The 15214-nt window shown below is 47.5% G+C and carries 9 protein-coding genes and 1 pseudogene; 5 read left to right on the forward strand and 5 right to left on the reverse strand.

The window, feature by feature from the left end:
- Nucleotides 1-20 precede the first annotated feature (20 nt).
- Nucleotides 21-1601 (reverse strand): phosphoglycerate dehydrogenase, encoded by a 1581-nt coding sequence (gene serA / locus PN462_RS18315; protein WP_272130268.1) that lies wholly within the window; start codon nt 1599-1601, stop codon nt 21-23.
- A 480-nt stretch (nt 1602-2081) separates the two neighbouring features.
- On the opposite strand from serA, the gene PN462_RS18320 reads away from it, so the two are divergent.
- From PN462_RS18320 to PN462_RS18335, 4 genes are all read left to right on the forward strand, one after another.
- Nucleotides 2082-2588: a hypothetical protein gene (locus PN462_RS18320; protein WP_443029218.1), complete on the forward strand. Its 507-nt coding sequence runs from the start codon at nt 2082-2084 to the stop codon at nt 2586-2588.
- 8 nt (nt 2589-2596) lie between these two features.
- Entirely contained in the window at nt 2597-3109 is a 513-nt protein-coding gene (locus tag PN462_RS18325) for a peptidase C15 (RefSeq protein WP_272130270.1), read from the forward strand.
- Nucleotides 3110-3313: 204 nt separating this feature from the next.
- Nucleotides 3314-4552, forward strand: a complete 1239-nt coding sequence (locus tag PN462_RS18330) for an FAD-dependent hydroxylase (RefSeq protein ID WP_272130271.1) — start codon at nt 3314-3316, stop codon at nt 4550-4552.
- Nucleotides 4553-4732: 180 nt separating this feature from the next.
- Nucleotides 4733-6388, forward strand: a complete 1656-nt coding sequence (locus PN462_RS18335; RefSeq protein ID WP_272130272.1) for a mechanosensitive ion channel family protein — start codon at nt 4733-4735, stop codon at nt 6386-6388.
- Nucleotides 6389-6595: 207 nt separating this feature from the next.
- Here PN462_RS18335 and PN462_RS18340 read toward each other — a convergent pair whose 3' ends face one another.
- The 4 genes from PN462_RS18340 to PN462_RS18355 all read right to left on the reverse strand — a co-directional run bounded on the left by PN462_RS18340 (nt 6596) and on the right by PN462_RS18355 (nt 14585).
- Nucleotides 6596-7729 (reverse strand): quinone-dependent dihydroorotate dehydrogenase, encoded by a 1134-nt coding sequence (locus PN462_RS18340; RefSeq protein WP_272130273.1) that lies wholly within the window; start codon nt 7727-7729, stop codon nt 6596-6598.
- A 266-nt stretch (nt 7730-7995) separates the two neighbouring features.
- Nucleotides 7996-10806, reverse strand: a complete 2811-nt coding sequence (gene secA / locus PN462_RS18345; RefSeq protein ID WP_272130274.1) for a preprotein translocase subunit SecA — start codon at nt 10804-10806, stop codon at nt 7996-7998.
- Nucleotides 10807-11094: 288 nt separating this feature from the next.
- The gene (locus tag PN462_RS18350; protein ID WP_272130275.1) at nt 11095-12846 is read right to left on the reverse strand and encodes a hypothetical protein; all 1752 of its coding nucleotides are present in this window, start codon (nt 12844-12846) and stop codon (nt 11095-11097) included.
- 26 nt (nt 12847-12872) lie between these two features.
- Nucleotides 12873-14585, reverse strand: coding sequence for an iron uptake porin (locus PN462_RS18355; protein WP_272130276.1), 1713 nt, complete (start codon nt 14583-14585; stop codon nt 12873-12875).
- Nucleotides 14586-14897: 312 nt separating this feature from the next.
- Between PN462_RS18355 and PN462_RS18360 the strand changes: the two are divergent.
- A pseudogene (locus tag PN462_RS18360) lies at nt 14898-15080 on the forward strand (Uma2 family endonuclease); the annotation flags it as partial.
- Between the last annotated feature and the right edge of the window lie 134 nt (nt 15081-15214).

Below are 15214 nucleotides of genomic sequence, written 5' to 3' on the forward strand. Positions count from 1 at the left end.
CCTAGTTGTACAAATTAGAATTACAGTTTCACCGTATAGGCATCAGAAATCCCCGGAATTTTGGTGATTTCTTCTAAAATGCCTTCAGGCAGGGGATCATCTAAACTCAAAGCCATCACCGCATTGCCTCGGACAATTTGCCGCCCGACTTGCATACTGGCAATGTTGACATTAAAGTTCCCCAGTAATGAACCAATCTTACCAATAATTCCAGGCATATCCCGGTGTAAGGTAAAGAGCATATGGCTACTGGGGGGTAAGTTAATGGGGAATTCGTCAATATTGATCACGCGAATTTCGCCATTCCCCAATAAGGCCCCAGTAACGGAATGATCTCCTAAAGACCCCCGTGCTTCTAAGTGTAACGACCCGGAATAGTCAGACGCTGACGCATCTTTGGTTTCGACTACCCGAATGCCCCGTTCTTTGGCTTCAATGCTGGCATTGACATAGTTAACTCGTTCCCGTAAGGCTTGGGAGAGTAGCCCTTTTAAGCCTGCAATGACAATGGGTTGACTCTGGGCGGTGGCCAAGTCGCCTTGTAAGTTGACATTAAAGTGATCAACTCGTCCTCCGGCTAATTGTCCCACTAAATTTCCCAGGGTTTCCGCCAGTTGTAAGTAGGGTTTCAGTTTTTCCATGACGTTGGGGTTTAAGCCAGGAATATTCACGGCGGACCGGGCCGGCAGTCCCAGTAAAACATCCCGAATTTGTTCGGCTACGTCAATGGCCACATTTACTTGCGCTTCGGCGGTGGAGGCTCCTAAGTGGGGGGTGAGGATGAGTTCACCAATGCCTCGTAGGGGGGAGTCTTCGCCGAGGGGTTCTTGGTTAAATACGTCTAAGGCTGCTCCGGCAATTGTACCGTTTTTCACAGCTTCGGCGATGGCCGCTTCGTCCACAATGCCACCCCGCGCACAGTTAATGATGCGGGTGGTGGGTTTCATTTTTGCTAAGGTTTCAGCGTTGATTAAGTTGGCGGTTTCTGGGGTTTTGGGGACGTGCAGGGTAATATAATCGGATTCCTGGAATAAGAAATCTAAGTCCACCAGACGACACCCCAGTTGTTCGGCCCGTTCTGCGGAAATGAAGGGGTCATAGGCTAAGATTTTCATGTCCATGGCTTTGGCTACACTGGCTACATGAGAGCCAATTTTTCCGAGGCCCACCACACCGAGGGTTTTTTTGTAAACTTCAGCCCCTAAAAATTTCTTCCGTTCCCATTTCCCGTCTTGAACCGACTGATGGGCGACGGGGATGTGTCGGGAGAGGGACAACATCATGGCTAGGGCGTGTTCTGCGGCGGCTGTGGTGTTGCCTTCGGGGGAGTTCACCACGACAATACCGCGCCGGGTGGCGGCGGGGATGTCGATGTTATCTACGCCAACGCCGGCCCGCCCGACGATTTTGAGTTGAGTTCCTGCTTCAATGACCTCTTTGGTAACTTTTGTACCAGAACGCACCATTAAAGCATCGTATTCTGGAATAATGCGTATGAGTTCTTCGGCAGACAAGCCGGTTTTTTCATCGACTTGTGCCACTTGCGACAGAATTTCGACTCCTGCGCGATCGATACTATCGGAAACTAGAACTTTAGACATAAGAGATAATTTACAGTGAACGCATTGACTTGCTCCTCTGCATCTTTCTGAGATGCGCGAGGATTCTCAAAGGATGTGACGACGGGTTGAAACCACAAATCTCCACCTTTTTCCTGTCTCATCGGCTCTTAACTCGACCGTCACCAGTCTCTGTCAGATCGCCTCCCCAGGTGATTTTTTTAACGTCTCGCACAGAAATTGTATAGGGAAATGGGACGAGTGACCAGTCTTTGCTGTGAAAAGAAGGGGAGTGGATAGTGGATAGTTGATAGTTGGAGAATTGAACCACAAAGACACAAAGGACACAAAGGGGAGATGGGGAGTTAGGGAAGATTGGCTAACGGAAGCCCGACTCGGAACACCCTTTGAGAATCCTTGTCTCTTTAGAGCAAGGAGTAAAATAGGAAGGATGATTGATTATTGTTTACTGATTATTGTTTACTGGTTACTGGTTACTGGTTACTGATTGCTGTTATGAGTATGAGTTATTTGGTGGCGGTGTTGCGCGATCGCCTTGAAGCGGAAGCCGCCTATACTGCTTTAGAAAAGGCGGGGTTTGAGTCGGCCAATGTGTCGATTTTAGGCCGGGGGTATCAAAGTGCAGATGAATTTGGGTTAGTTGATCCTGGAGTCCAAGCCAGAAAACGGGCAACCCTAATGGCTTTCTGGCTGGTTCCCTTTGGCTTTTTTGCGGGGGCCACTTTTAATCTCATTTCCCATTTAAACCTGATCACTTGGACTGGAGAAGTGGGAAATACGGTGATTGGCGGGATTTTAGGTGCGCTGGGGGGTGCAATGGGAAGTTATTTTATTGGGGGTGGGATCAATGTCTCTGACGAAAGTGGTGAGGCGTTACCCTATCGCAATTCCTTGGAGGAGGGGAAATATTTAGTGATTGTGCGCGGTTCAACGACGCTGAAAAACCGAGCTAAACCGATTTTACAACAGTTCGAGCCGGAGGAATTGCAAGGATATACCCAAGAATAGAAAGGTCTATGAAACGGCTGTTGTTGACTTCGTTTCAAACGTGGCTTCCCCATCAAGTCTCTAATGCGTCGGATGATTTGTTAGCGATGGTGGTGGGGAGGTATTTACCGGGGATAGAGTGGGTTTTGTTGCGACAGTTACCTGTGGAGACGAGGGAAGCGAGTGAGACAGTCTTGGCGGCTATTGAAACCTATCATCCCGACGGCATTATTTGTTGTGGTATGGCGGAAAGTCGTTCTCAGTTAACGGTAGAATCCAATGGGAGGAAGGGTCAGCAGAGGTTATATACTTCGGTGAATTTAGCGCAATTAATTGCCCCTTTATCGTTGACCCATATTAGCCATGATGCGGGCAATTTTGTCTGTGAGGGGGTTTATTTTGAGGTTTTACGGTATTTACAGGAGAAGGAGTTAAAAATGCCCTGCCTTTTTGTTCATGTCCCCATTTTAACCGCACAGAATCAGGTTCAGGTGTTCTCGGATTTTCAGCAAATTTTGGGGTTGGTTCACCTATCCCCCTGAATGCTTATAGAACAATCGGTCAAAAAGCTATCTGTTTTCAACGGATGGATGAATGACAGCTAGGGATGTTGCTTCCTTTTGTGGTCTTTTTTCTGCTAGCTCGGCAAAGTGCGGAATGTGGGCAACCCAGTTGCTTGCTTAAAAATTTTGCGTCACAATAAAGTTAAAGAAACCTATCTTTTCTTTAAAAAATATTAAAATATTATGACAAGTAAGCAAATTTGTGATAGAGAAAAAACTCCTGCTTTAGACTGTGACTTAATAATTGTTGGAGGAGGGATTAGTGGAGCAACCTTGGCTTGTGCGTTGCAAGATTCGGGGTTGCGTATTACCCTCATTGAAGCGCGTCCCCTAGAAGTCGTGGCCGCCAAACGACAAGCCTACGCCTTAACCCTGCTCTCAGGAGGTATTTTTGCAGGTTTGGGGGTATGGGATGAGATTCTGCCGCAGATTACTCAATTTCAACAAATTCGCCTCTCAGATGCCGATTATCCCCAAATTGTCAACTTTCACCCCCAAGACTTGGGAACAGGGCAATTAGGGTATGTGGCGGAACATGAGGTGGTTTTGACGGCCTTGCAGGAAAAATTGAATGCTGCTCCGAATGTGCGCTGGTGTTGTCCGGCTCAGGTGGAGGGGGTAGAGTATGGTCAGGATGCGGTTACTGTCACCGTGACGCAGGAGGGGAAAGAGAAAACCCTGCGGAGTCGGTTATTGGTGGGGGCAGATGGGGCGCGATCGCGCATTCGCCAAGACGCTGGCATTAAAACCCAGGGTTGGAAATATTGGCAATCCTGTGTGGCCTTCACCATCCGCCACCAAAACCCCCAAAATGATATCGCCTACGAACGGTTTTGTTATAGCGGGCCGATGGGCATTTTGCCCTTACCCGGGAATCGCTGTCAAATTGTCTGGACTGAACCCCACGAGGAAGCGAAAACCTTACAAAAAATGCCCGAAGCCGCGTTTTTAGAGCGTTTACGGGAACGAACCGGGGGGATTTTTTCCGGGTTAGAATTAGCCAGCGATCGCTTTTTATTCCCCGTCCAGTTAATGCAGAGTGAACAATACACCCAGTCGAGACTGGCCCTCATTGGTGATGCGGCCCACTGTTGTCACCCCGTCGGGGGCCAAGGGTTAAACCTCGGTATCCGAGACGCAAGTGCTTTAGCCGAAGTCTTACAAACCGCCCTACAACAAGGAGAAGATATCGGCAATGCACAAGTCTTACACCGTTATGAGCAGTGGAGACAGGGAGAAAATTGGGTCATTTTAGGTTTTACCGACTTTTTAGACCGAATGTTCTCCAATGACTGGTTACCCCTAATGATGTCTCGACGGTTAGGACTCTGGATGTTACAGAATATTCAACCCATGAAACAGTTTGCATTAGCGTTAATGACAGGATTAAAAGGACGCAGGCCACAACTGGCCAAATTCTAGGAGATGGAGGAGTGGATAGTTGAGAGTGGATAGTTGAGAGTGGATAGTTGAGAGTGGATAGTTGAGAGTGGATAGTGGATGGTCACAAAATTAGGTTAATCTATGTTCTAACGGTCTTGCTCTCATCTCCTAAGTTCGATGAAATTTCCTAGATTGTCCGCTTTACTTAAAAGTCTCATTGTGCTATGCCTTCTGGTGCTAACTTTGGGGGTTACTCCCCCAACAGGTTTAGCCCAAAATGATCAAGCGATTGAGAATAATGCCCCCGTGGTTTTAGATAGCCGCACCTTATTTACACTTCCCAGTGAAAGTCGCGCTGAGTCGGTGAGTGAGCAAATTACTAAAATTGCCAATGATGAGACCATTACCTTAGACCGTTTACGTTTGGAAAATGAGGAAAGCGAAACGGATTTTTATGCCGGAAATCAACTCATTTTTACCCTCACTGATGCCGACATTCAAGGAACAGGAAAAGCTAGAGAAACCCTAGCCACAGAGTATTTATTATCCATTCAAAATGCCATTAAAACCTATCGACAAGTTCGCAGTAGTGAATATTTAATTCGCTATGGGGTTCAAGCGGCGATCGCAACCATTATTTTCATCTTAATCATCTGGCTCTTAAACAGCAGTTTTAAAAAGCGAATTATCCGCAAAATCGACCAACTCGCCGAAGAAGAAAAATGGGCAATTCGCTGGCAGGGAGAAACCTTAGTCAACCAAGAACGTTGCTTATTTTGGACATGGAAAGGCATTAAACTCTTTAAACAAATTATCCTCCTCCTCTTAGTCCTCCTGCATCTCAACTTACTCCTCCTCTTTTTCCCTTGGACCGCCTACTTGAGTCAGCAACTATGGGGGGCATTAGGCAACGCAATACTCCCCGCCGGAGGCGCGATATTACGCACCTTACCCCGTCTATTAGTCGTTCTCCTCACCATCGGCATAACCGCAGTTTTATGGCGGTTATTACGGCGAATCCGTCAACGTTTAGAAGACGGGAGAATCACCCTAGAAAAATTCCCCGCCGACTTAGCACGACCCACCTATTATCTCCTAACCGGAGGCTTAATTTTAATCGCCGTAGCCATCGCATTCCCCTTCATTCCCATACTCAACTCACCCACCGTGGCCGCCTTATTAGGAGTTATTTTAATCTTAGGCATTATCGGCTCTTGGGATGCCATTCAAAACCTCATTGCCGGGATTATGATCCTGTATAGTCGCGCCTTTACCGTAGGAGACCGCATCAAAATAGGCGACATAGAAGGCATTGTTTTTGATCGTAACGGTTTAATCACCCGTCTGCGCAATTCCAACAACGAAGTTATTGCCTTACCCCACCGTCGTTTCCTCCGAGAAGAAGTCGTCAACTATACCGCCTCCCTACGAGAACGAAAAATCCCCTTACTCTTACATACCCAAATCCTCATCCCCTATCATACCCCCTGGCGACTGGTGCATAAAACCCTCCTCCATGCCGCCCAAAAAACCCGTTATATCTTGCCAGACCCCAAAAGTTTTGTCCTACAAAAACAATTAACCGACACCGCCATTTTGTATGAATTAAACGCCTATACCAACGCCCCCGCCTTAATGGAAAAAGTCTATGGAGAATTACACCAAAATATTGTAGATCGCTGTAACGAAGTCGGAATTGAACTGGTAAGTCCTCAATATTCTGCGGTACGGGATGGAAATATGGCCGCCCTCCCCCCCAACTATCTCCCCGATGATTACACCGCCTCTGGCTTCCGCGTTTCCGCCATTAAAGCCGATATCGTCCCCTCCAATGTCCAGAAAAAATCCTCTCATCCTAAAGGAAAAGAGTCTTGATAGGGGAGTCGGGAGTCGGGAGATGGGGGAGATGGGGGAGATAGGGGAGATGGGGGAGATAGGGGAGATAGGGAGATAGGGAGATGGGGGGAAGGAGTAGGGTGGGTTGCCTCGCAATAAACCCAAAGCACAACCCAAGGCGCAATAAACCCAAAAAATACGTCAGAAAGCCATCCGTTTCAAATGGATGGATGAATCAATATATTGTTAATTGTTAATTGCAGATTGTCCAACGGCCTCCTGTAAAGACGCAAACCCCGACTCCTCCAACCGTTCCAACAATCCTGTTAAAATCCGTTTTACCATCCCCGGCCCCTCATACACCAACCCCGTATAAACCTGCAATAAACAGGCCCCTGCCGTAATCTTCTCCCAAGCATCTGCTGCTGTAAAAATCCCCCCAACCCCAATAATGGGGAGTTGGCCTCCTGTCTCCCGCCAAATTAAACGGATCACCTCCGTGGACCGCTTTTTAAGGGGTTGGCCACTAATTCCTCCCGCTTCCTCCGTCACGGGTTTCCCGGTTTTCTCAATAACTTGGGTTTGTAACTGATCCCGGCGAATGGTGGTATTTGTGGCAATAATTCCCGCTACCTGATAGGTTTTCGCTAACTCCAATACCGCTAAAATTGCCTCATCACTTAAATCGGGTGCAATCTTTACTGTAATTGGTTTTTTGCCCTGATTTTCCTGTTGTAATGCCTCTAAAATTAACTTTAATTGGTCACTACTTTGTAAAGTCCGCAACCCAGGAGTATTGGGAGAACTCACATTAACTACGAAATAATCCCCCAAGGCTTTCAACCGTCGAAAACTGCCTAAATAATCCGTTGCGGCTTGATCTAAGGGGGTAATTTTCGATTTTCCTAAGTTAATCCCAATGGGAATAGAAATTCCCTGTTTTCGAGATTCTAAATGCTTTTGTAAGGCGACACTCCCTTGATTATTAAAGCCCATGCGATTTAATATGGCTTCATCGGGCAATAAACGAAATAAACGGGGGGGTAAATTTCCCGGTTGGGAATGATAGGTAACTGTTCCTAATTCGGCATACCCAAAGCCAAATCTGTCCCAAATTCTTGCTGCTACTCCATCTTTATCAAACCCGGCAGCAATTCCCAATGGATTGGCAAATTCTAATCCCCAAAGGGTTTGTTTTAAACGGTTATCCTGTAAACAAAAATTGCTTTCTGCAAAGTTCAAAAGCCAAGACTGAGGGGGAGTTTCTGGACTTTTTTCCAGCCATTTTAAAAGGGTCATAGCACTATTATGAGCTTTTTCTGGATCAAGTTTAATTCCAGAAAATAACAGGGGACGAATTGTGCTGGTGTAGATGTCCATGTTTTTGGGAATGGGTGATAGGTGATGGGGAATTGGTATTGGGTTACTTTTTCTTTAGCCAACCCTAATAGTCCTTGGGTTTCAACCCAAGGCTAAGAGCTTAAACCCGTTCAAAACGGGTTAAGAAACCAACGAGGAATTAAAAAATTTAGTCGTTACACTGTCCGGGGTGAAAGAAACTCCCAAGGGAGCTTACTACAAATAGATAAATAATATCTGAATACTTACAAGTAGAGAGGTTAAGGCAACCTCTCTACTTGAAAAAATTACACCGTTTGGGGGACTTGGGGTTGGAATTGGAATAGGGAGTAAACCACATTCCGACGAATATCAATCATCGTTTCTAGGAACATTTCATACCCCTCTTGTTTGTACTCAATTAAGGGGTCTTTTTGTCCATATCCCCGTAAACCAACGGACTCCCGCAACGCATCCATGGCTTGTAAATGTTCCCGCCATAGGGTGTCAATTTGTTGCAGGATAAAGAACCGTTCTGCTTGACGCATTAAACCAGGTTGAATTTTCTCGATTTGGTTTTCTTTGATATCGTAGGCTTTGCGGACTTCCTCGTGGAGAAAAGTCTTAATTTCTCCTACGGTCATATCATCTAAATGATGGGGTTCGAGGTCTTGTAATAAATAGACAAACTCTTTGGCCTTATTAATTAAATCCTCGATTTTCCATTCTTCGGGGGGTAACTCTGGGTTCACATAGGCATCCACAATATCATCCATGGTTTTCTCTGCGTAGGTGATGACTTGTTCTTTCAAGTCTTCCCCTTCTAACACCCGACGACGTTCGGCATAAATGGCCCGTCGTTGGTTGTTCATTACTTCGTCATATTCAAAGACCTGTTTCCGGGTGTCGTAGTAGAAGGTTTCTACTTTTTGCTGGGCCCCTTCGAGGGAACGAGTCAGCATTCCCGACTCGATGGGCATATCTTCTTCTACGCGGAAGGCATTCATTAAGCCGGCCACGCGATCGCCGCCGAAAATCCGCAATAAGTTATCCTCTAAACTGAGGAAAAACTTTGTCGAACCGGGGTCTCCTTGTCGTCCGGCCCGGCCTCGTAACTGGTTGTCAATGCGTCGAGACTCGTGACGTTCCGTTCCGATAACGTGCAACCCTCCTGCTTGAACCACCTGGTCGTGTTCCTGGTCCGTACAGGCATCGTACTCCTTACGAATTTGGTTATACACCTCCCGAATTTTCTGAAGTACCGGGTCATCAACCGGAGCATTTTCCGCCGCGATCGCAATTTTCTCCTCCGCATCCAACTCCGGAACAGACTGTTCCCCGTACTGCTTCACCGCAAAGGCCACCGTATCCTTTAACTGTTGTATCGTCTCCGGTTTTAAGTCCGTGGGAAAAATTTGTGGCGACGCTTTCCAAGTCTTAGGTTTCTTCTTCCCATTATTGCCAAACCCTTGGCCTTGACTCTGACGACGGGGTTTAGACCCAGGGACCGACACCCCCAACTCATCATCCTCCGGCTTGACAATTTTCGGCATCAAATACTCCCGCAACTTGAGACGGGCCATATAGTCAGAGTTCCCCCCTAAAATAATATCCGTCCCGCGACCTGCCATATTAGTAGCAATGGTCACAGCCCCCAGTCGGCCAGCTTGCGCCACAATTTCCGACTCTCGTTCCACATTCTCCGGTCGCGCATTGAGCAAGTTATAGGGAATGTTTAACCCCTCCAACAACCGCGACAACACCTCGGATTTTTCCACACTGGTTGTCCCCACCAAAACCGGACGGCCTTTTTCGTGCATCTCCGCACATTCCTTGGCCACTGCTTTCCACTTCGCATCCTCAGTTTTATAGACCACATCCGCCACATCTCGACGACGGGAGGGTAAGTTGGTGGGAATAATAGTTACAGAGAGATTATAAATCTTCTCAAACTCCGACTCCTCCGTTTTGGCCGTCCCCGTCATCCCTGCTAACTTAGGATAGAGGAGGAAAAAGTTTTGATAGGTAATGGTGGCGAGGGTTTGGGTCTCATTTTGAATATCGACCCCTTCTTTGGCCTCAATTGCTTGGTGTAACCCATCACTCCACCGTCGTCCGGCTAACACCCGTCCGGTAAACTCATCCACAATAACCACCTCATCATTGCGAATCATATAATTTACATCACGGGTAAATAATTCCTTGGCTTTAATGGCATTAAACACATAATGGGCCCAGGGGTCTTCGGGGTTATATAAGTCCGTCACTCCTAACAACTGTTCGGCTTCGGCAAACCCTTCATCGGTGAGAATGACATTGCGGGCCTTTTCGTCCACCTCATAATGGCCTTCCCCTTCCTCATCTTGGGGGACTAATTCTTTGGCAATTTGCGCCGCCCGAATATACTTTTCTGTGGGCCGTTCCACCTGTCCAGAGATGATCAGAGGGGTTCTTGCTTCGTCAATGAGTACCGAGTCCACCTCGTCAATGATGCAGTAATTAAAGGGTCGTTGTACCACATCCTCCATAGAGGTGGCCATATTATCCCGGAGATAGTCGAACCCTAACTCACTGTTGGTCGCGTAGGTAATATCACAACCATAATTTTCTTTCCGTTCATTGGGACTCATTCCCGACTGAATGAGGCCCACGGTTAACCCTAGGAAACGGTGGACTTGTCCCATCCATTCCGCGTCCCGACGGGCCAGATAGTCGTTTACGGTGACAATATGAACCCCGTGGCCAGACAGCGCGTTCAGATAAGCGGGGAGTGTAGCGACAAGGGTTTTCCCTTCCCCGGTTTTCATTTCTGCTATCTGTCCTTCATGGAGAACCGCCCCCCCTAACACTTGTACATCAAAGTGGCGCATTCCCAAGACTCGCCAGGCGGCTTCTCGGACGACAGCAAAGGCTTCAGGGAGGATTTCGTCTAAGATATCATAACGCTCGCGATCGCTTTTCGCCTTCGCTAACTGATCTTGAAACTCCTTAGTTTTCCCCCGTAACTGGTCATCCGATAACGGTTGAATATCTTCTTCTAGTGCATTAACCTCTGCAACAATCGGTTGAAATTGCTTTAATTTCCGAGTGTTCGGGTCTCCAAATAACTTTTTAAACATAACAGCTTACTTATCCCACGTCATTTGTCATTTGTCATTCATCATTTGTCTAGCGGGACACCGCGCTATCCTGACCCCTGACAAATGACTATATCAATGGTATCACTTCCTTTTCGCTGTTCGGGGGGAGAGAAAACCGAAGGGGTTAACCGAGGTTAACTCCTTGGGAGACTAGATTTTTGGCGACTAGAGGATTAATAGGTAAGAGGGAGTGGTGGGTTCAACGGGGGTTCTGTTGAGGGGACGACGCACAGTTATTGGCCGTTGAACACACCCTAGGGCCTTGCCTTAATTTTCCCCCTCCCAAGAGGGGAGTACAGAAGTCAAGTCCTCCAGTAACTCCTGTTCCTCTGCGGAGAAAACCGGACTGTCTCCCGTTACCTCTGTTATAATTGTCTCCCGTTGACTCGCCAAGGTGTCTCGGCGGTTTTGTAGGTCGGTCATCATCTTATCTGGCCAAACCGAAACCGTGGCATTTTCCGCTAAATCTCCCCCACTGGCCCGCATTTCAAAACTGGCCGTCGGGGTATTAAACTCTAATTTAACGGGAAACGCTAAGGGATTATCCGCATTGACACTGGGTTCAATGCCACTAATGGTAAATTTCTTCACTCCTTCCCCATTCACCAGTAAATCGCCTAATTCTTCTTGATAGTCGGCAAAATCTACTGTTTCCTCAGAGCTAAATTCCCCCAAAACCACGCCTTCGACGGACACGGTAAAACGGTCATCGGCATCAATATCCGAGGGTAAACCACTAATTTCGGTAAAGAGAGAGTTATCTACGGTTTCCGTTCCCGTCATCCCCGGAAATACGCGACCCAATAACCCCACAGGTTGCTCGGAGGGGAGCATTTCATATTCAAAACTATCGGCCATGGGTGGGTCAAACCAGTTCCCCCCCCACACATTAGTAAAGACAAACACACTAATCCGAATTCTGACAGGTAGCACCGGAAGGCTGGGTCGCAGACCAATACCACCGCGAGGGGGTGGATTAGGTCGCCAACGGTTACGGTTGGGACCTCCATCATTGGAGCTATTATTGGGAGGTTCAACATCATCTACAGCATCTTGTAAGCCTTGATTATTCGGAGGTTCTGCTACGTCACTGCCTGTACCTGTGTTACTGCCTGTACCTGTATTACTGCCTGTACCTGTATTACTGCCTGTACCTGTATTACTGCCTGTACCTGTATTACTGCCTGTACCTGCGTTACTGCCTGCACTTGAGCCATCTGGACCACTTGTTGTGCCAAGATCAGGAGGTTCAGAGCCTTCTATTTCGATTGGCCCTTCAATGGTTGTATCAGACTCAGTGGAAGGCAATGCGTCAAGGTTAGTATTGATGTTAGAAATTGTGCTAAACCCAGGAGGATTCGGGACTTGAATTGAGCCACCCGTTAAACTGGTCTCAAAATCCGCTTCAAAACTGATCCCATCGTCACGCCTTACAAAGGCTTCTGCGGGAGCTAGTCTCGTATCAACCGGATTATCAGGAGATTTTTGATACTGCACTAAAACCACAGTTCGGGTGTCTTGTACTGAACCACTACCCTCACTACTAAACCCAGTTCCCTGTGTTCCTAACTCAAATGGCCCCGTATTATAGCGAATGAAATCAGTAGCCGAATCAATGGAAATTTGCTCAATTTGAAATCTTAGGGTTGTGGGTAAATCGTTGAAAAAAGCCCGTTGACCGTTTGCGCCAAACCCTTGAAAGGTTAATGTGCCGAAGACTGAACCTCGATCGCCTACCTTGGGAACTCCCCCAGGTCGGACTCGGAGTTGGGGTAAGGTGCGGCTTTCAAAGCGGGCATTGAGGGGGATTTGGCCTTGGGAAGTCCGGATCATATAGCTAGTAGGTGTAGCCCCTTCCCAAACATCTGCATCGCCAGCCCCAAAATTTTCCGGGACAAAAATTTGGGTGTCTTCAAAATTCGCAAATCCTCCGGTGACTCGTAAGGTTTGACTGTGAACCGGAAGGGCAATTAATGTCCCCCCTAAGAGTCCGGTTAGTGCCAGTGATAATTTGTTCATGGTTGTTTTTGGATAAAGTTAAAGATTTAGAAGGTGAGAGTCATTCTCAATGCACCGATGGTGAGGGTGTCGCTGCCTGATATGTGTCCTGGGTTAAACACCAAGATTGTCCCTGGAGTTAGGGAAATGTTGTCCGTCACCTGCCACAGGTAGAAGGCTTCAACGTGGGTGGTGGTGGCATTTTGTCCCCCTGGGACTCCGCCTGTATTCCGTACTAAACTGGGTAGGTTAAAGCCTGTGGGGAAGTCGCTGCTGGTAATTTTGGGCGGTTGTCCCACATAAATGCCGCCTAGGTTGCCTTCTCCGAATAGATCGGGGAAGTTGAGAAAACTCATCCAATTGATGGTTTCTGATGAACCGGAGAAGACTGGAGAGGTGGAGTTGGTGTAACCGAACCAACCGCCTAGGGTGACTTTTGGGGAAATGCGCCAACTCACGGTCGCACCAAAGGCATCGGTATTAAGTGGATTCCCGTCTAAAATGAGTTGTTCGTCTCCGACTCCGGTACGAATTGTGCCAAAGGGAGAATAGGCGTTGAGATAGTTAAAGGTGATATCTAGCTCATTAATGGGGGTGTAGGATAACTGGACTCCTAGGGTTGTATCCCCAAAATCGCCGCCAAATAGACCCCCAAAGGAGGCATTAGCTGGGAGACTGGAGGTATAAACGCCTTGGAGATTAACGCGATCGCTAATTTGCCAATCAAAGCCAAATCCTCCTGATCCCCCCCCAATCCCAATAATAGGATTCCGTTGAGCAAAGGAAGACAGAGGCCCAGACCCGGCACTTTCGACACGGTTGGCCCCCCGAAAGACATTCACCGGACTCACTCCTCTCACCCCTGCAATCAAGCCTAAATTATCCCCGATCAAGTGACGATAGGTGACATCACTGATTTGGAATTGTCCCCCGGTATCCCCTTCATACCCTAAGCGACTATCATTGGTAATCCGCAAAGGCGACGTATTCCCCGTTCCCGCTTGCAGTCCCGTTAACAGGACACTCCGGGGGGAAAACTGAGTGAATAAACTCAGTTGCACGTTACTCACCACATTAATCTCAGTAAAGGGGTCATCAAAGTCAGGAGTCCCATCCACCGGGAAGAAATCAACGGAATTCTCGCCCCGTCCTTGGAGTCCCACAACCACCTGTCCAAACAGTTTGGTGGTGGTCGAAAATTGACTATCCTCTAACTGAGCCGTCCGAGCTTCTAACTGGTCAGTGCGGGTACTCAACAGGGCCAATTCTTCGGCAAATTCCTGTTGTAAGCGTTCCAAGATTTCTAAATCTTCTCGGGTGGCCAAATCTGCCGTTGCTTCCGCCAACAACCGTTCCATTTGCTGCAAACAACTATTCAGTCCTGCCGCAAACTCATACCGACTCAACGCCCGTCTTCCCCGAAACGTGCCGTCAGGATACCCCACTAAACAACCATACCGTTCAATGAGGTCACTCAGGGCTTGATACGCCCAATCACTCGGTTGGACATCTTGTAATTGAAAAACATTATTCAATTGTCCCATCGCGTCTTCTGGGACAGGAGACAGAGAGGTGACAGGTTCGCCTCTTTGCAGTTGAGACACATCAGTCATCTGTCTCATGGCAGCATTCGCCATTAAATTTTGTCTCACCTGTCCGATTTTTGCCGGGTTAGCTTGGGCTTCCAGGGATTCAGCATTACTGATCAAAAAGGTGAAAAAACCCAGTAATACCGCTTGGTAGATTGGATTGCCCCTCATTAGCCAATACATCAGTTTCACGGGTGTACAAACTCCTCCACACAATAAATAAAGATGCGTGATTTTCCTGAAGGTAATCGCTATTTTTTTAAATGTCAAGACAAAAAAAAAGTGATTTTACTGGAAAAACTCTTTATTTTGGCTAATTTTACTTTTTAGTAGGTCTATTTACAGGGTTTTCACGTAGATACATTCACGCCCCCTCCTAGACAGGGTTTAGCAGATCATAAAGGAAGGATTAATAAGCCTGTTTTCAGGAAGTTGTGCCAAGGTTGTTTAATAAAGAGTCATTGATTCGCCTAAGTAGAAGCTATGCAACCCTCTACACTCCCCCTAGAACTTCCGGAGGAACTCACCCTCTACGTCACCCCCGAACAGTTTGCCCTACTGGCCGCCGCTAACCGCCAGCTTAAACTCGAACGGACTGCCCAAGGAGCATTAATTGTGAACCCACCCACAGGCGGAAAATCCGGTAAGAGAAATAAAGAGTTGAGCTAGGGGCGACAGCCCCGCGCTCTATCCGACAGGGTGAGCGTCGGGAAGGATAGCCCGACAATTTGAGGATTCGATGTCCGAAAATTGTCAATCAGGAGTATTCTGTTTCTCGACATAAGATTTTAGTTGGGAAA

It is taken from the genome of Spirulina sp. CS-785/01 (genome assembly GCF_028330525.1).
Taxonomy (GTDB): domain Bacteria; phylum Cyanobacteriota; class Cyanobacteriia; order Cyanobacteriales; family Spirulinaceae; genus JAQMSD01.